The following is a 17,373-nucleotide window of genomic DNA, read 5'->3' as shown; positions in this document are numbered from 1 at the left end:
TTATGACAGCATTGCGAACGATTTCTTTTGATGGCGTGATTGTGGGTGGCGGCGGAGCCGGCATGCGGGCCGCGCTGCAACTGGCGCAGTCCGGTTACAAGACCGCGGTGATTTCCAAGGTGTTTCCCACGCGCTCTCACACGGTGTCTGCGCAGGGTGGCATTACCTGCGCTATAGCCAGCGCCGACCCGAACGACGACTGGCGTTGGCACATGTATGACACGGTCAAGGGTTCCGATTACATCGGTGACCAGGACGCGATCGAGTACATGTGTAGCGTGGGCCCGGAAGCGGTTTTCGAGCTTGAGCACATGGGCCTGCCGTTTTCCCGTACGGAAGAGGGGCGCATATACCAGCGCCCCTTTGGTGGCCAATCCAAGGGGCCGGACGATCCCACTCAGGCGGCGCGCACCTGCGCGGCTGCTGACCGCACCGGTCACGCGTTATTGCATACCCTCTACCAGGGCAATATGAAGAACAACACCGTGTTCTTCAACGAGTGGTATGCCACCGATTTGGTCAAGAACCAGGATGGCGCTGTGGTAGGCGTTATCGCCATCTGCATGGAAACCGGTGAAACGGTGTACGTGAAGTCCAAGGCGACCGTCTTCGCGACCGGTGGCGCAGGGCGCATCTATGCCTCCACCACCAACGCCCACATCAATACCGGTGACGGCATCGGCATGGCGCTGCGCGCCGGCTTCCCGGTACAGGACATCGAAATGTGGCAGTTCCACCCGACCGGCATTTACGGTGCTGGCACGCTGGTCACCGAAGGTTGCCGCGGTGAGGGTGGCTATCTGATCAACAAGGATGGCGAGCGTTTCATGGAGCGCTACGCGCCCAACGCCAAAGACCTCGCCGGCCGGGACGTGGTTGCGCGCTCCATGGTCCTCGAGATCCTCGAAGGCCGCGGCTGCGGTCCTGAGGCGGACCACGTGTTCCTGAAGCTCGACCACCTCGGTGAGGAAGTGCTTGAGTCGCGTCTGCCGGGTATCTGTGAGCTGTCGCGTACGTTTGCGCACGTGGATCCGGTGAAGGCGCCGATTCCTGTCGTGCCTACCTGCCACTACATGATGGGCGGTATCCCCACCAACGTGCACGGCCAGGCCCTGACCGTGGATGCCCAGGGTAACGACCAGATCATCCCGGGCCTCTACGCCTGTGGCGAGGTTGCCTGTGTGTCTGTGCACGGTGCCAACCGCCTGGGCGGCAACTCACTGCTCGACCTCGTGGTATTCGGGCGCGCCTCAGGCCTGTTCATCGAGAATGCGCTGCGCGAAGGTATCGAGATGCGCGATGCCTCCCAGGACGATATCGAGCAGGGCATGTCCCGGTTGCGCCGCCTCGACGAGGCCACCGGCAGCGAGAAGTTCCCCGACCTGCGCAAGGAGCTGCAGAACGTCATGCAGAACCACTTCGGCGTATTCCGCAAGGGCGAGTTCATGCAGGATGGTATTCGCAAGCTGGCTGACCTGCGCGGCCGCATTGAAGGCGCAGCCCTGACCGACCGCAGCAGCACCTTCAACACGGCGCGTATTGAGGCACTGGAACTGCAGAACCTGCTGGAAGTGGCCGAAGCGACTGCGATTACCGCAGAGGAGCGCAAGGAGAGCCGCGGCGCGCACGCCCGCGACGACTTCCAGGAGCGCGACGACGAAAACTGGCTCTGCCATTCCATGTATTACCCGGAAGACAAGCGAGTGGGCAAGCGCGATGTGAACTTCAAGCCACGCACCGTGCCCACATTTGAGCCGAAAGCCCGTACGTATTAAGACTGTGTAGCTACCCAGAGGTCACTAACATGCTGCAAGTAAGCATTTATCGTTACAACCCGGAAACCGACCAGCAGCCCTACATGCAGGATTTCCAGTTCGACACCGAAGGCAAGGACCTGATGGTGCTGGACGTGTTGGAGCAGCTCAAGGCACAGGACAGCTCGGTTACCTATCGTCGCTCATGCCGCGAGGGTGTGTGCGGCTCCGACGGGCTCAACATCAACGGCAAAAATGGCCTGGCCTGCATTACGCCGCTGTCCGCCACGGTGAAGAACAACAAGCTGGTGGTGCGGCCACTGCCCGGCCTGCCGGTGATTCGTGATCTGGTGGTCGACATGAGCATGTTCTACGCGCAGTACGAAAAGATCCAGCCGTACCTGCAGAACAACACGCCGGCGCCGGCAATTGAACGCCTGCAGTCCCCGGAGGACCGCGCCAAGCTGGACGGTCTCTACGAGTGCATCCTGTGCGCCTGCTGCTCCACCAGCTGCCCCTCGTTCTGGTGGAACCCGGACCGCTTTATCGGCCCGGCCGGCCTGCTGCAGGCCTATCGCTTCCTGGCTGACAGCCGCGACACGGCAACCGATGAGCGCCTGTCGCGCCTGGACGACCCGTTCAGTGTTTTCCGTTGTCATGGCATCCAGAACTGTGTCAATGTGTGCCCCAAGGGTTTGAACCCGACGCGGGCTATTGGTCACATTCGTACTATGCTGTTGACTCGGGCAACCTGATTACGAACGCGGTGCTATCAGCCGGAACACCACCGGCCTAATCCAATCCCGGAAGGGCATGATGCAAGAGAGTCCGATGGAGCTCCTGAAAAGGAGCTCCCATATTGCCGGCGGCAACGCCACCTATGTAGAGGATTTGTACGAATCCTACCTCCGGGACCCCAACGGCGTTCCGGAACAATGGCGGGATTACTTCGACAAATTGCCTCGCGTCAACTCTTCTGTGGCGCAGATGCAGGACGTGCCGCATTCCACCATCCGCGACCGGTTTGCGCAGATCAGCAAGATGCGGGTGCGCACGGAAGCGACCGTGGCCCACGACTCCCAGGCCACCGAGTACGAGCGCAAGCAGGTCAAGGTGGTACAGCTGGTATCCGCTTATCGCCAGCGTGGTCACCAGAAGGCAAGCCTGGATCCGCTCAGCCTGCACGTGCGGGAACCCGTACCGGACCTCGACCTGTCGTTCCACCAGCTGTCTGCGGCAGATCTGGACACGGTATTCCAGACCGGCAGCATGTACATCGGCAAGGCCGATGCCACTCTGGGCGAGATCGTCGACTCGCTGGAGGCGACCTATTGCAACACGATCGGTGCCGAGTTCATGCATATCGTGGATACCGAGCAGCGTCACTGGATCATGAAGCGCATGGAGTCCGTGCGTTCCGCACCGGCTTTTTCCGATGATATACGCAAGCAGATCCTGCGCCGGCTGATCAAGGCAGAGGGGCTGGAGAAGTCCCTTGGTTCGAAATACCCGGGTACCAAACGCTTTGGCCTCGAGGGCGGTGAGTCGCTCATCCCCATGCTCTCTGAGATGGTCCAGCGCATCGGCTCCTATGGTGCCAAGGAAATTGTCATCGGCATGGCCCACCGCGGCCGCCTCAACGTGTTGATCAACATTTTCGGCAAGAAGCCCTCGGATCTGTTTGCCGAATTCGAGGGGCGCGTGGTCTACGACAAGTCTGGTGACGTGAAGTATCACCAGGGCTTTTCCTCGAACCTGATGACCTCAGGGGGCGAGGTTCACCTGGCGCTGGCATTCAACCCCTCACACCTGGAGATTGTGTCACCGGTGGTAGAGGGTTCCGTGCGCGCGCGGCAGGACCGCCGCGAAGACCCGGCCGGGGATACCGTTGTGCCGGTGGTTCTCCACGGCGATGCGGCATTTGCCGGGCAGGGCGTGGTGATGGAGACATTCCAGATGTCCCAGACGCGTGCCTACAAGACGGGGGGCACACTGCACATCGTGCTCAACAACCAGGTGGGCTTTACCACCAGTGATCGCGAGGATGCGCGCTCCACGGAGTACTGCACTGACGTTGCCAAAATGGTGCAGGCGCCGATTTTTCACGTCAACGCGGACGATCCCGAGGCGGTGCACTTCGTCACCCAGCTGGCGGTGGATTTCCGCAACACGTTCAAGCGCGACGTGGTGGTCGATCTCGTGTGCTATCGCCGGCGCGGTCACAACGAGGCTGATGAGCCTTCGGTGACCCAGCCGCGCATGTACGAGCGCATTCGCAAGCAGTCGACAACACGCGACCTCTACGCGGCGAAGCTGGTTGAAAACGGTGTCCTCAGTGCCGAGGAAGACGAGTACCTCGTCAATGAATACCGCGAGTCGCTGGACCGGGGCGAGCCACTGGTCAGCGGCCTGGTGTCCGAGCCCAACGTCAGCCTCTTTGTTGACTGGAATCCCTATCTGGGCCATGAATGGACGCTGCACTGCGATACCCGCATGGACATGCATGCACTGCAGCAGCTGGCGCAACTGACCAACACACCGCCGCCCAGCTTCCCCCTGCAGCGCCAGGTGAGCAAGATTCTTGAGGACCGCCGCAAGATGGCGGCGGGCGCCATGTCACTGAACTGGGGCGCCGCAGAAACCCTGGCCTACGCCAGCCTGCTTCAGGCGGGGTACCCCGTGCGCCTTACAGGTCAGGACGTCGGCCGTGGCACTTTCTCGCACCGTCACGCAGTGCTGCACAACCAGAAGGATGCTTCTCGTTACGTGCCCCTGCAGCATATCAGCGATGAACAGGCCCCTTTCGACATCTACGACTCACTGCTTTCAGAGGAAGCGGTGCTCGCCTTCGAGTACGGCTATGCCACCACGTCACCCACCGGGCTGGTGATATGGGAAGCGCAGTTCGGCGACTTCGCCAACGGCGCGCAGGTTGTGATCGACCAGTTCATTACCAGTGGTGAGCACAAGTGGTCGCGTCTTTGCGGCCTCACCATGCTTCTGCCGCACGGTTACGAGGGGCAGGGCCCGGAGCACTCCTCAGCGCGTCTGGAGCGTTTTCTGCAGCTCTGTGCAGAGCACAATATCCAGGTGTGTGTGCCCACCACCCCGGCGCAGGTGTTCCACATGCTGCGGCGTCAGGCCATCCGGCCGCTGCGCAAGCCGCTGGTGGTGATGTCGCCAAAGAGCCTGTTGCGGCACAAGGAAGCCGTCTCCTCGTTGGAGGATCTCGCGAACGGGCACTTCCACAACGTGCTGGATGACTCCGACGACCTCGACAAGGCCGCGGTCACCCGTCTTATTCTCTGCAGCGGCAAGGTGTATTACGATTTGCTGGCCGCTCGCCGCGAGCGCGGCCTTGAGAATGTGGCACTTGTTCGGCTCGAGCAGCTTTATCCGTTCCCCGAGGCAGAGCTGCTGCAGGTGCTCGGTAACTACCCCAATGTCACCGACGCCGCCTGGTGCCAGGAGGAACCCCAGAATCAGGGTGCCTGGTATTCCAGCCAGCATCACATGCGGCGTGTGATGTATGCCCATAACCCCGATGTGTATCTGCGCTACGCGGGTCGGGAACCCTCAGCGGCACCGGCGGCGGGCTATATGGCCCTGCACCTGGCGCAGCAGGAAGCGTTTATCAACGATGCCCTGGCACCGACCTGGCTCGAAGAGAACCAGAACTAGCACTTTCCAAAGGAACCGAAATGGCTATCGAAATCAAGGCCCCAGCATTCCCCGAGTCCGTTGCCGACGGGGAAATTGCCACCTGGCACAAGCAGGAAGGGGAGGCGGTCTCTCGCGACGAACTGATCGTGGAGATAGAGACCGACAAGGTGGTGATGGAAGTGGTGGCTCCGGAGGACGGGGTGATCAGCAAGATCCATGCAGCCGAAGGCGAGACCATCCAGAGCGAGCAGCTGCTTGCGACGCTGGAAGCGGGCGCGTCGGCGAGCGCTTCACCCAAGGCGGAAAAGGCGGACAAGGCGTCCGACAAACCCGCCGACAGCGCCGATGAAAAGGACAGCGATGAGGCAGATGGCCTGATGGGTCCTGCCGCGCGTCAGCTGGTTGCCGAGCACAAACTCGATCCCGCCAGCATTGCCGGCACGGGCAAGGGCGGTCGTATCACCAAGGAAGACGTGTTGGCGCACCTGAAAGACAAGCCGGCACCTGCTCCTGCAGCGGCCGCCAGCCCGGCCAAGGCCAGCGCCAGCAAAGACAGCATGCCGCAGGTGCCCGCCGGTCCGACTGGTGAGCGCGTAGAGAAGCGCGTGCCGATGACGCGCATGCGTGCCCGCATTGCCGAGCGCCTGCTGGAAGCCACGCACGGCACCGCGATGCTGACCACGTTCAACGAGGTCAACATGGCCCCCGTCATGGCCCTGCGCGAGAAATACAAAGAGCAGTTCGAGAAAGTGCACAACGGCACGCGCCTGGGCTTTATGGGTTTCTTCGTCAAAGCCTGCTGCGAGGCGCTGAAGCGATTCCCCGAAGTCAACGCGTCCATCGATGGTACCGACGTGGTGTACCACGGCTATCAGGACATCGGTGTCGCGGTCTCCGCGCCCGGCGGACTGGTGGTGCCGGTGTTGCGGGATGCCGACTTCATGAGCCTGGCAGATGTGGAGGCGGCCATTCGCGACCTCAGCCTGCGCGCCCGCGACAGCAAGCTGACGATTGATGACATGACCGGCGGCACGTTCACCGTCACCAACGGCGGCGTGTTCGGCTCGCTGATGTCGACACCGATTCTGAATCCCCCCCAGACGGGTATTCTGGGCATGCACAAAATCCAGGAGCGGCCCATGGCCGTCGATGGAGAAGTGGTGATACTGCCCATGATGTACCTCGCGCTGTCCTACGATCACCGCCTGATTGACGGCAAGACGGCGGTACAGTTCCTGGTGGCAGTCAAGGACCTGATCGAAGATCCGGCCCGCATTCTGCTGCAGCTGTAAGCACTCGACGGGAATAGGAAAGACAATGGCTGACAAATACGACGTAGTGGTAATAGGCGCAGGCCCCGGCGGCTATGTGGCAGCAATCAAAGCGGCCCAGCTCGGCTTGACCACGGCCTGTGTTGAACAATGGGTGGATACGGAAGGTAAGACCCGCCTGGGTGGCACCTGCCTGAACGTGGGCTGCATTCCCTCCAAGGCGCTGCTCGACAGTAGCCAGAAGTTTGTCGAAGCGCGGGATCATTTCAGCCTGCACGGTATCGCCATCGACGAGCCGCGTATGGACATTGCGGCGATGATGGCGCGCAAGACCAAAATCGTTGACCAGCTCACCGGGGGCATTACCGGCCTGTTCAAGCACAACGGTGTCACCAGCATCCAGGGCCGCGGCAAGGTGCTCGCCGGCTGCAAGGTTGAAGTGACGGACAAGGACGGCAAGGTCAGCGTCGTTGAGGCTGAGAACATCATCATTGCGGCAGGGTCCAGCCCCATCGCCATACCGCCGGCACCGGTGGACAACGAGTACATTGTCGACTCCACCGGCGCACTGGAATTCAGTGAAGTACCGCAGCGGCTTGGCGTCATTGGCGCGGGTGTCATTGGCCTCGAGCTTGGCAGCGTCTGGGCACGCCTGGGTTCCGAAGTGGTGATGCTGGAGGCACTGGATGATCTGCTGCCGATGATGGACGCACAGATTGCCAAGGAAGCCGGCAAGATCTTCCGGAAACAGGGGCTCGATATTCGCCTCAGCACCCGGGTGACGGGTGCGGAAGTGAAGGGCGGCAAAGTGGAGGTCACCTTTACCAATGCCGATGGCGAACACCGGGAGGTGTTCGACAAGCTGATTGTGTCTGTCGGCCGCCGCCCGCGCACGGAAGACCTGTTGGCGACGGATTGTGGCGTCAACCTCGACGAGCGCGGCTTCATATACGTCAATGACTATTGCGCAACGGAAGCGCCGCATGTGTATGCGGTGGGCGATGTGGTGCGCGGCCCCATGCTTGCGCACAAGGGCTCGGAAGAGGGCGTCATGGTGGCGGAGCGTATCGCCGGCAAGAAGGCGCAACTGAATTACGATTGCATCCCGTCTGTTATCTATACGCATCCTGAGGTGGCTGCCGTGGGGCGCACCGAGCAGGAACTGAAATCAGACGGCGTAGACTTTAAAGTGGGTGTTTTCCCGTTTGCCGCCAGCGGACGTGCACTCGCGGCAAATGACACCGATGGCATGGTCAAGATCATCGCCGATGCCGAGACCGATCGGGTGCTGGGCTGCCACATTGTTGGCCCGTCCGCCGCCGATCTGGTTCAGCAGGTGGTGATTGCCATGGAATTCGGCTCCAGTTCGGAAGATCTGGCGCTGACCGTTTTTGGACACCCGACTTTGTCGGAAGCAGTACACGAGGCCGCCCTGGCGGTGCATGGTCATGCCATTCACATCGCCAATCGCAAGCCTCGGAAATGAACTTTGCCCGGTCGCGCGCGCATAAAACCTATTCTGGCGCAGACGAGGCACTGGGGGGTATGGGCCGTTAGGGCGCATTCCAGGACACTAAGCAACACACAGGACAAAGCATGAACCTTCACGAGTATCAGGGCAAACAGCTGTTTGCCGAGTACGGCTTGCCCGTATCCAAGGGGTATGCTGTCGATTCGCCGGAAGAGGCGGTCAAGGCAGCGGAGACCATCGGTGGTGACATGTGGGTCGTCAAGGCTCAGGTGCACGCGGGCGGCCGCGGCAAGGCGGGCGGCGTCAAGCTGGTGAAAACCACTGACGAAGTGCGCGATTTCGCTGCCAAGTGGCTGGGCCAGAATCTGGTCACGTACCAGACGGACGAAGGCGGCCAACCGGTTAGCAAGATCCTGGTCGAAACCTGCACCGATATCGCCGAGGAACTCTATCTCGGCGCGGTGGTTGACCGCGCTACCCGTCGCATCGTTTTCATGGCCTCCACTGAAGGTGGCGTGGAAATCGAAAAAGTTGCGGAAGAAACGCCGGAAAAAATCCTGCGCGCCATTATCGACCCGTTGGTCGGTGCCCAGCCTTACCAGGGCCGTGAACTGGCCTTCCAGCTGGGCCTCCAGGGCGACCAGATCAAGCAGTTCGTCAAGATCTTCATGGGCCTTGCACAGCTGTTCAAGGACAAGGACCTGGCGCTGATCGAGGTCAACCCGCTGGTGATCACGGACCAGGGCAACCTGCACTGCCTGGACGCCAAGCTGGGCGTTGACGGCAATGCGATGTACCGCCAGCCCGCGCTGCGCGAGATGCACGACCCTTCGCAGGAAGATGCCCGTGAGGCGCACGCCGCCAAGTGGGAACTGAACTACGTCGCTCTGGATGGCAACATCGGCTGCATGGTCAACGGTGCTGGCCTGGCCATGGGCACCATGGATATCGTCAAGCTGCACGGTGGTGCACCGGCGAACTTCCTCGATGTGGGCGGCGGCGCGACCAAGGAGCGCGTCTCTGAAGCGTTCAAGATCATTCTCTCCGACGACAAGGTCAAGGCCGTCTTGATCAACATCTTCGGCGGTATCGTGCGTTGCGACCTGATTGCGGAAGGCGTGATCGGCGCCGTGCAGGAAATTGGGGTGCAGGTGCCGGTTGTTGTGCGCCTGGAAGGCAACAACGCCGAGCTCGGTCGCCAGGTTCTCGCCGACAGCGGCCTGAACATCATCGCCGCTACCAGCCTCACCGATGCTGCCCAGCAGGCAGTCAAAGCAGCTGAAGGAGCCGCCTGAAATGAGTATTCTGATTGACAAGAACACCAAGGTGATCTGCCAGGGCTTCACCGGCTCCCAGGGCACCTTTCACTCCGAGCAGGCGATTGCCTACGGCACCCAGATGGTCGGTGGCGTAACGCCTGGCAAGGGTGGCCAGACCCACCTCGGTCTGCCCGTGTTCAACACTGTGGCGGAAGCCGTAGCGGCCACCGGGGCCGATGCGTCAGTGATTTACGTGCCGGCGCCCTTTTGTAAGGACTCCATCCTGGAAGCGGCCAATGGTGGCGTGAAGCTCATCGTTTGCATCACTGAGGGTATTCCGACCCTCGACATGCTCGATTGCAAAGTGAAGTGCGATGAGCTGGGCGTGCGCCTGATCGGCCCCAACTGCCCCGGTGTTATCACCCCCGGCGAATGCAAGATCGGCATCATGCCGGGCCATATCCACCTGCCCGGCAAAGTGGGCATTGTGTCGCGTTCAGGCACACTCACTTATGAAGCCGTCAAGCAGACCACGGACTCAGGCTTTGGCCAGTCCACCTGCGTTGGCATCGGTGGCGATCCTATCCCCGGTTCCAACTTCATCGATATCCTGGCGATGTTCGAGAAGGATCCGGCGACCGAAGCCATCGTGATGATCGGTGAAATTGGCGGCACCGCCGAAGAAGAGGCAGCGGCCTTTATCAAGGCCAATGTGACCAAGCCTGTTGTGTCCTACATTGCTGGCGTTACCGCGCCGAAAGGCAAGCGTATGGGCCACGCGGGCGCGATTATCTCTGGCGGTAAAGGTACAGCAGACGAGAAGTTTGCTGCACTGGAAGATGCCGGGGTGAAGACCGTGCGTAGCCTGGCCGATATCGGCAAGGCCCTCGCCGAGGTCACTGGCTGGAAATAAGCCGTTGTATCAGGGGTTGGTGGCTTGGTAGTCGCCTTCCCCAGCAAGAAAAAAGCCCGCTTAGTGCGGGCTTTTTTTTGTCTGTATGTTGCGTGATCAGTCGCCCGGCACCTGAGATTGCCACTGCAGCGGCGCCACGGCACGAATGCGCTCCGCGTCCTCGGGGAGCAGGAATCCGCCCTCCAGTGCGCGGTCAAGTGATTCCGCGACCGCTGCTTCATAGCCCGCCTGGTCCACATAGAGTGCGGCCATTTGTGCGGCATCAAACAGCACAGTGGTGCCGAACAGGAAGCACAGTCGGTCTCCCTCCTGACCTTCCCCCGAGAGCACAGCGACCGGTGCATCCACCCAGGGTGTGCGCACACCGCCCTGCACGTTGCCCTGTTCATCCTTGACGAAGGCGCTGTTGCTGTCGTCCACGCTGAGCAGCTCTTCCGTGGGTGGCGGGGTACCGTCGCGCACCCACGTGTCGAGTGCGCGCAATGCCGCACTGAAAACCCAGGCCATAGGGCCGGCGTTCACAGGCCGCGCGCAGTTCAGGAAGCCGGGAATGCCATTGGCCTCTTCAACCAGCAGGAAGCGTGGATCGGTGCCGGTGTCTTCGCGGCCGATAATGAAGGAGTAGTAGTCACCGTGCGCGGTGCCGGCGACCTCCCACAGCCGGAAATTGTCGCTGTCGGGCTGGCGGTCATTGATGGCGCCCAACAGCAGGACATCCGTTTCGGTCTGGAAGTTGAAAACCGGCACGTTCAGATCTTCCCGTACGCGTACACTCTCTGGCGTCGGGATCTCGGCTTCAGGCTCCTGGGAAAGGGGAGAGCTGCCGTCCCCGCGGCTGTGCACCATGTAGCCGTCGAAGGTGTTGTACAGCGGGTGGATGGCATTGATGTAGGTCATCAGGCGCCCGGCGGACTGGGACTCCCCCAATGCGATCATCTGCTGCACCTCAAGGCCTTCCAGCAAGTCGACAGCGGCCGGTTCCCGCAGAGCCTGTGCCGCCTGGGAAAACATGTCGTAGGAGAAGCTGTCGCCAGGGTGTTCCAGCGAGCCGTAGCGCGCCGGATTCACGGCCTTGAGGTTCAGCGGTGCCACAGGTGTGCCGGAAGAGCCCTCTATGCCGACACGCTGTGCCGATATACCGACCCACACATGCCCCCGGCGCAGCATTTCCACATGCCCGGAACCGTAGGAGGGGCCCGTGTCAAAGCCCGCGGTAACGTTCAGCCATTCCACCAGCACGGTGCCGCTGAAATCCGCCGCATCAATCGGGCGATAGACCACCACCCGGGTGCGGTAGTCGGCGCTGCTCGCGGGCTCGGCCTCCCAGACGCCGTCACTGGTCAATTCGTTCAGGTTGCCGAACGCGGTCGCCGTGCCCGAGAGGAAATACTCGCGCTGCTGGTAGCCGACATCAGCCAAATCAAATGTGGTGGAGAGCAGGAACAGGTCGCCTTCATCCGGCGGGTCGGCCACTTCGGGTTGGGCAATAGGCAGGTAGTCTGGCTCTACCGGCGGTGGTGGCTCCGGCGGTGCAGGCACGCCATCGCTGCCATCGCTGCAACCGACGAGAAGTGAGAAAGACAGCCCGAGGGCAAGCGGCCAGCGGTGGGTGGTCGGGTTCATACCGTCGCTCCTGATTGTTATGAGGCTAATATGCATTAGCCTGACTTGAAATGCCAGCGCTTAGCCCCCACCTCTGCAGTTGCCCACGGCAATACACTCATTTACCTGTCACTACTCGCGAGGGACCCATGACTGCGGATGTGAAGAAAGAAACTCTTGGTTTTCAAACCGAAGCGCGCCAACTGCTGCACCTGATGATTCATTCCCTGTACAGCAACAAGGAGATCTTCCTGCGCGAATTGATCTCCAACGCCTCGGATGCCATCGACAAGCTGCGTTTTGCCGCCCTTGCGGATGACGCGTTGCTGGAGGGGCAGGGCGAGTTTGCAGTGCGTGTGGACGTCGACAAGGACGCCAATACGATCACCATCAGCGATAACGGCATCGGCATGAATCGGGAAGAGGTGATCGAGAACCTCGGCACCATCGCCAAATCCGGCACGGCGGCCTTTCTCGAAAACCTGAGCGGTGACCAGAAAAAAGACTCGCAGCTGATAGGCCAGTTCGGTGTGGGCTTCTACTCCGCGTTTATCGTCGCCGACCGGGTGGAAGTGCATACCCGCAAGGCGGGGGCCGAGAATGACAGCGGCGTGCTGTGGGAGTCCCACGGTGAGGCCGAATTCACCATTGAGGCGCGTAGCAAGGAGAGCCGCGGTACCACCATCACCCTGTTTCTGAAACCCGCCTGCAGCGAGTTTGCAGATGACTGGCGCGTGCGCAGCGTCATCAAGAAGTACTCCGACCATATTTCGGTGCCGGTGATGATGTTGGAAACCGCTGCTGGCAACGAGGCCGAGGAGGAGTCCGCGGAGGAGGCCGCCGAGCCGGAATACAAGCCGGTTAACGAAGCCACCGCGCTGTGGACACGGCCGCGCACGGAGATCAGCGATGAGGATTATGCGGCGTTCTATCGCCACGTCTCCCACGACTTCGACGAACCTTTGACCTGGAGCCACAACAAGGTCGAGGGCAAGCAGGAATACACCAGCCTTCTGTATATCCCGCGTCGTGCGCCTTTCGACCTGTGGAATCGGGACATGAACCGCGGCCTCAAGTTGTACGTGCAGCGCACCTTCATCATGGACGACGCCGAGCAGTTCCTGCCGCTGTATCTGCGCTTTGTGAAAGGTGTAGTTGATTCCAACGACTTGCCGCTGAATGTGTCGCGCGAGATTCTGCAGCAGGACAGTGCGGTTGACGCGATGCGCAGCGCCCTGACCAAACGCGTGCTCGACATGCTGGCCAAGTTGGCGAAAAAGGAGGGTGATGACTACGCCAATTTCTGGAAAGAATTTGGGCAGGTACTCAAGGAAGGCCCCGCGGAAGATTTCAACAACCGGGAGAAGATTGCCGGCTTGCTGCGTTTCAGCACCACGCATACCGACCAGCCCGAGCAGGATCAATCGCTCGCGGATTATGTCAGCCGTATGCAGGAAGGGCAGGAGAAAATCTATTACGTGGTGGCGGAGAACTTCAATACCGCACGCAAGAGCCCGCATCTCGAAGTGTTCCGCAAGAAGGGCATTGAAGTGCTGCTGCTCTGCGATCGCGTCGACGACTGGCTGATGAATCAGCTGCAGGAATTTGACGGCAAGAAACTGCAGGATGTGGCGCGCGGCGCGCTGGACCTGGAGGACGATTCCGAGGAGGCGAAAGCCGAGCAGGAGAAATTGAAGGAGACCAGCGAAGCCCTGGTCGAACGGCTGGGCAGCGTGCTGGGCGATGCGGTAGCGGAAGTGCGTGCTTCGGCACGACTCACGGAATCACCGGCTTGCCTGGTGGTGGGCGACTTCGATATGGGCGCACAGATGAAGCGTATTCTCGAAGCCGCCGGTCAGCCGGTGCCAGACAGCAAGCCCATTCTGGAGATCAACCCTTCGCACCCGCTGCTGCAAATGCTGGACGCAGAGCAGGACGAAGCCCGCTTCGGTGATCTCGCACACGTGGTGCTGGATCAGGCGACGCTGGCGGAGGGCGGCCAGCTGGAAGACCCCGCGAGCTTCGTCAGCCGCCTCAACAGTCTGTTGCTGCAATTGAGCAAGGGCTGATCTCCCGTCGCGGGCCCGGCGCTTGCCAGGCCCGCTCTACGCTGCCAAGCTGGAGCGCATAAGAATAGGGAGTACGTCATGCCTCGTTCACACCGGGTTGCCGTTCTCGGGGGGGGCAGTTTCGGAACCGTGATTGCCAACCTGGTTGCTGTCAACGGGCACCGGGTCGCCCTTTGGGGGCGCAACGCGGAACGCGTTGCGCAGATCAATACGCGCCACGAGAACACCGATTATCTGCCCGGTTACCGGCTGGACAGCCGCTTGCGGGCCACTACCTCGCTGGCGGATGCGGTGACAGACACCGATACTGTGTTCGTCGCTGTGCCGAGCGCCTCCTTTCGCCAGATCGTGCGGGACGTTGCACCACTCGTTGCGTCACGCACCTGCCTGGTCAGCCTGACCAAGGGCATTGAACCCGGTGGTTTCAGCCTGATGAGCCAAATTCTGCGTGCCGAGGCGCCGGACAATCCGCGTGCGGTACTCAGCGGCCCCAACCTGGCCAGTGAAATCGCGGCCGGGCACGTGACGGGTTCGGTTGTCGCCAGCGACAGCGATGCACTGAACACGGCATTGCACGACCTGCTGCACAGCGAGCGCTTTCTCGTCTACGCCTCGCAGGACATGTTTGGCGTAGAACTGGGTGGTGCGCTGAAGAACGTGTACGCCATTCTCGCCGGCCTGGGGGCCGCCTTGTCGTTTGGTGAAAATACGGTGGGCATGCTGCTGACGCGAGCGCTGGCCGAAATGTCGCAGTTCGCGGTGCAGCTGGGAGCCAACCCGCTGACCTTTCTGGGTCTGTCCGGGGTGGGTGACCTTTTCGTCACCTGCTCCTCGCCGCTGTCGCGCAATTACCGGATCGGCTATGCGGTGGGCAAGGGGCAGCCGCTGGATGCCGTGCTGGCGGATATGGACCAGGTTGCGGAAGGCATCAATACCCTTGCACTGTTGAAGGCCGAAGCAGACCGGCGCTGTGTGCACATGCCTTTGGTCAATGGTTTGTTCGGTATTCTGTATGAGCAGCGCCCGGTATCGGAGATCTTCAGTGATATGATGTCCAGCGAGCAGGCGCGTGATGTCGAATTTGCGGTGGGCGATTTGCGCGCGGCGCACAGGGCGAGGAGAGAGGATTGAAGTCTTTCGTGCAACATTGCAGAGTGGCGTTCTGGCTAATGGCCTGTGTTGTGGCTGTCGGCGCCAGTGCTACACGGGCCGCTGATTACAGCCCCCAGGCCTTGCTGGATGAATTGGAATCGTTTCCTCACGCCCTGTCCATTGCGCGCTCAACTGAAGTGGTGAGAGACCACGAGATAGGCCTTGGCCCCATCCAGAAATCCATGGGGGCCTGGGTGTTTCGCGACAGTGTGCGTATGAACGGTGAGCTGCAGCGCGCCACCTGGCAGATTGTCGATGGCTTCACATCGCGCGAGGTGCTCAAGCGGCTGGAGCGTAATCTGGCCGGGCAGGGCACTGCCACGCGTTTATTTGCCTGTGACGGCCGCGCCTGCGGTTCGGGCTCGCAGTGGGCTAACCGGGTGTTTGGTCAGCGTCTGCTGTATGGCCGCGCAGACGACCAGAGTTATCGCGTGTATGCGGTGGAGGGTGCCGAGGGCGCCTACCGCGTGCTGCTCTACAGCGGCGCGCGCACGGCGGACCGCCAGTATTTGCATGTGGACGTTCTTACCCTGGCGCCGGAAGCCGGCGAGGGGCTGCTCTAGCGTCCGAGCTGCAACAGCGAGAGAAACTCGTCGCGTGTTTTCTGCTCGGTGCGGAAGCTGCCGAGCATCGCCGAGGTCTTCATCACCGAGTTCTGCTTTTCTACACCGCGCATCATCATGCACATGTGTTGCGCTTCGATAATCACACCCACACCTTCCGCTTCCGTCACGTCCATGATGGTCTGCGCAATCTGCGTGGTCAGGGATTCCTGAATCTGCAGGCGCCGCGCGAACACATCCACGATACGCGCGACCTTGGATAGGCCAAGCACCTTGCCGGTGGGTATGTAGGCTACGTGGCATTTGCCGATAAAGGGCAGTACGTGGTGCTCACAGAGCGAGTACAGCTCAACGTTCTGTACCAGAACCATTTCACTGGAGTCGGAGGGAAACAGGGCGTTATTGACTACATCTTCAACAGACTGATGGTAGCCGCGCGTTAGAAACTCGAAGGCCTTGGCTGCCCGCTTCGGTGTGTCGGCAAGGCCGGGGCGTGACAGGTCTTCGCCAATCGCCTCGATGATTCTGGCCCACTCTTGTTCCATGCGTTGTTTCCCCTTGTTTACCCGCCCTGCGGCCGGCCGGCGATAGTAGCAACCGGCCCCGGCGAAGGCAAACCTGCTGGCGTTCGACTTGCCGCCGTTGGAGGCCCGTGTATGGGGTTAGGGGGGTGCGCGAGACTATTGCAGCTGCGGTGGATGATTTACACTCGCGGCATGCAGAATACACCGACACAGGCCGTGGCCGCTGCGGCGACCGTGGGTGAAGCGCTCGAGGCGGTAGCCGCCGCGCTGGAAGCTTCCCCGGCGTACTATGGCCACGGCACCGACAACGCCTGGGATGAGGCTGTGCAACTGGTGTTGTGGTGCGCGCAGTTGCCGGCAGACAGTGACGACCGCGTGTTGTCGCTACCGCTTGCCAGCGCACAGGCGAGTGCAGCAGCTGACCTCCTGCACCGCCGAGTCACCGAACGGATGCCGCTGCCCTACCTGACCGGCGAAGCCTGGTTTGCCGGGCTGCGCTGGCACTGCGACCCCCGCGCTATTATCCCGCGCTCCCCGATCGCGGAATTGCTGCGCGCCGGTTACCAGCCCTGGTACCGGGGTCCCGGTCCTGCCCGTATTCTGGATCTCTGCTGCGGTGGCGGTTGCATCGGGCTTGCCAGCGCATGGTATTTGCCAGAGGCGCAGGTCGACCTGCTGGATCTGGACGCCGACGCCCTGGCGTTGGCCGCGGTCAACGCGCGAGCCCTGGGGCTGGAACAGCGGGTGCGCATTCGGCAGTCCGACCTGTTTCACGCTGTGGCAGGTGAGCGCTATGACATCATTGTGACCAACCCGCCCTACGTGGATGCCACCGACCTGTCGGAGATGCCCGCCGAGTATGCCCACGAGCCAGCACTGGCATTGGGCTCGGGTGAAGACGGGCTGGATGTCACACGGCGGATTCTGATGCAGGCAAAAGCTCACCTGCAGCCCCACGGCCTCCTTGTGCTCGAAGTCGGGAACAGTTGGGAGGCCCTGGAGGCTGTATTTCCCCAGTTGCCTTTCACCTGGATCGAATTCGAGCACGGAGGCCACGGTGTGTGCGTGTTGAGCGCGGCGGAACTGCCTGAAAGTCGGCCAAGCGCGGCCTGATAGCGTATACTGGCGCGTT

13 protein-coding genes are annotated in these 17,373 nt (G+C 61.3%); 11 read left to right on the top strand and 2 right to left on the bottom strand.

From position 1 onward, the window contains the following. Nucleotides 1–2: 2 nt before the first annotated feature. From sdhA to sucD, 7 genes are all read left to right on the top strand, one after another. The gene (gene sdhA / locus G533_RS0100875; RefSeq protein WP_027948320.1) at nt 3–1,775 is read left to right on the top strand and encodes a succinate dehydrogenase flavoprotein subunit; all 1,773 of its coding nucleotides are present in this window, start codon (nt 3–5) and stop codon (nt 1,773–1,775) included. A gap of 29 nt (nt 1,776–1,804) precedes the next feature. Further along, nucleotides 1,805–2,509 (top strand): succinate dehydrogenase iron-sulfur subunit, encoded by a 705-nt coding sequence (locus G533_RS0100870; protein WP_027948319.1) that lies wholly within the window; start codon nt 1,805–1,807, stop codon nt 2,507–2,509. Between the two features lie 76 nt (nt 2,510–2,585). Then, nucleotides 2,586–5,435: a 2-oxoglutarate dehydrogenase E1 component gene (locus G533_RS0100865; RefSeq protein ID WP_144079746.1), complete on the top strand. Its 2,850-nt coding sequence runs from the start codon at nt 2,586–2,588 to the stop codon at nt 5,433–5,435. Between the two features lie 20 nt (nt 5,436–5,455). Beyond that, complete coding sequence (gene odhB, locus G533_RS0100860) at nt 5,456–6,709, top strand: 2-oxoglutarate dehydrogenase complex dihydrolipoyllysine-residue succinyltransferase (RefSeq protein ID WP_027948317.1); 1,254 nt, start codon at nt 5,456–5,458, stop codon at nt 6,707–6,709. Nucleotides 6,710–6,734: 25 nt separating this feature from the next. Next, the gene (gene lpdA, locus G533_RS0100855; protein ID WP_027948316.1) at nt 6,735–8,174 is read left to right on the top strand and encodes a dihydrolipoyl dehydrogenase; all 1,440 of its coding nucleotides are present in this window, start codon (nt 6,735–6,737) and stop codon (nt 8,172–8,174) included. A gap of 110 nt (nt 8,175–8,284) precedes the next feature. Then, entirely contained in the window at nt 8,285–9,454 is a 1,170-nt protein-coding gene (sucC, locus tag G533_RS0100850; protein WP_027948315.1) for an ADP-forming succinate--CoA ligase subunit beta, read from the top strand. A 1-nt stretch (nt 9,455) separates the two neighbouring features. Further along, nucleotides 9,456–10,331, top strand: coding sequence for a succinate--CoA ligase subunit alpha (sucD, locus tag G533_RS0100845; RefSeq protein ID WP_027948314.1), 876 nt, complete (start codon nt 9,456–9,458; stop codon nt 10,329–10,331). A 96-nt stretch (nt 10,332–10,427) separates the two neighbouring features. Here the strand turns inward: sucD and G533_RS0100840 are convergent, their stop codons facing one another. After that, nucleotides 10,428–11,954, bottom strand: coding sequence for an alpha/beta hydrolase domain-containing protein (locus G533_RS0100840; protein ID WP_027948313.1), 1,527 nt, complete (start codon nt 11,952–11,954; stop codon nt 10,428–10,430). A gap of 128 nt (nt 11,955–12,082) precedes the next feature. Between G533_RS0100840 and htpG the strand changes: the two genes are divergently transcribed. The 3 genes from htpG to G533_RS0100825 all read left to right on the top strand — a co-directional run bounded on the left by htpG (nt 12,083) and on the right by G533_RS0100825 (nt 15,717). Continuing rightward, nucleotides 12,083–14,002: a molecular chaperone HtpG gene (gene htpG, locus G533_RS0100835; protein ID WP_027948312.1), complete on the top strand. Its 1,920-nt coding sequence runs from the start codon at nt 12,083–12,085 to the stop codon at nt 14,000–14,002. A gap of 78 nt (nt 14,003–14,080) precedes the next feature. Then, the gene (locus G533_RS0100830; protein ID WP_027948311.1) at nt 14,081–15,133 is read left to right on the top strand and encodes an NAD(P)H-dependent glycerol-3-phosphate dehydrogenase; all 1,053 of its coding nucleotides are present in this window, start codon (nt 14,081–14,083) and stop codon (nt 15,131–15,133) included. 8 nt (nt 15,134–15,141) lie between these two features. Beyond that, entirely contained in the window at nt 15,142–15,717 is a 576-nt protein-coding gene (locus G533_RS0100825) for a DUF4892 domain-containing protein (protein WP_205622516.1), read from the top strand. Here the strand turns inward: G533_RS0100825 and folE are convergent. Beyond that, nucleotides 15,714–16,262: a GTP cyclohydrolase I FolE gene (folE, locus tag G533_RS0100820; RefSeq protein WP_027948309.1), complete on the bottom strand. Its 549-nt coding sequence runs from the start codon at nt 16,260–16,262 to the stop codon at nt 15,714–15,716. The two genes, G533_RS0100825 and folE, sit on opposite strands and share 4 nt — an antisense overlap. Before the next feature lie 153 nt (nt 16,263–16,415). Here folE and prmB point away from each other — a divergent pair, with 153 nt between their 5' ends. Beyond that, nucleotides 16,416–17,354, top strand: a complete 939-nt coding sequence (gene prmB / locus G533_RS20025) for a 50S ribosomal protein L3 N(5)-glutamine methyltransferase (RefSeq protein WP_240472331.1) — start codon at nt 16,416–16,418, stop codon at nt 17,352–17,354. The last annotated feature ends 19 nt before the right edge of the window (nt 17,355–17,373 follow it).

Origin of the sequence: Haliea salexigens DSM 19537 (genome assembly GCF_000423125.1) — a bacterium.
GTDB lineage: Bacteria > Pseudomonadota > Gammaproteobacteria > Pseudomonadales > Halieaceae > Haliea > Haliea salexigens.
This window is presented reverse-complemented; position numbering and strand designations above follow the sequence as displayed.

Bases quoted from the DNA above. Each gene is read 5' to 3' on its own strand.
- odhB (WP_027948317.1), top strand. From the start codon at position 5,456: ATGGCTATCGAAATCAAGGCCCCAGCATTCCCCGAGTCCGTTGCCGAC.
- sucC (WP_027948315.1), top strand. From the start codon at position 8,285: ATGAACCTTCACGAGTATCAGGGCAAACAGCTGTTTGCCGAGTACGGC.
- lpdA (WP_027948316.1), top strand. From the start codon at position 6,735: ATGGCTGACAAATACGACGTAGTGGTAATAGGCGCAGGCCCCGGCGGC.
- folE (WP_027948309.1), bottom strand. From the start codon at position 16,262: ATGGAACAAGAGTGGGCCAGAATCATCGAGGCGATTGGCGAAGACCTG.
- htpG (WP_027948312.1), top strand. From the start codon at position 12,083: ATGACTGCGGATGTGAAGAAAGAAACTCTTGGTTTTCAAACCGAAGCG.
- sdhA (WP_027948320.1), top strand. From the start codon at position 3: ATGACAGCATTGCGAACGATTTCTTTTGATGGCGTGATTGTGGGTGGC.
- G533_RS0100870 (WP_027948319.1), top strand. From the start codon at position 1,805: ATGCTGCAAGTAAGCATTTATCGTTACAACCCGGAAACCGACCAGCAG.
- G533_RS0100830 (WP_027948311.1), top strand. From the start codon at position 14,081: ATGCCTCGTTCACACCGGGTTGCCGTTCTCGGGGGGGGCAGTTTCGGA.
- sucD (WP_027948314.1), top strand. From the start codon at position 9,456: ATGAGTATTCTGATTGACAAGAACACCAAGGTGATCTGCCAGGGCTTC.
- G533_RS0100840 (WP_027948313.1), bottom strand. From the start codon at position 11,954: ATGAACCCGACCACCCACCGCTGGCCGCTTGCCCTCGGGCTGTCTTTC.
- G533_RS0100865 (WP_144079746.1), top strand. From the start codon at position 2,586: ATGGAGCTCCTGAAAAGGAGCTCCCATATTGCCGGCGGCAACGCCACC.
- prmB (WP_240472331.1), top strand. From the start codon at position 16,416: ATGATTTACACTCGCGGCATGCAGAATACACCGACACAGGCCGTGGCC.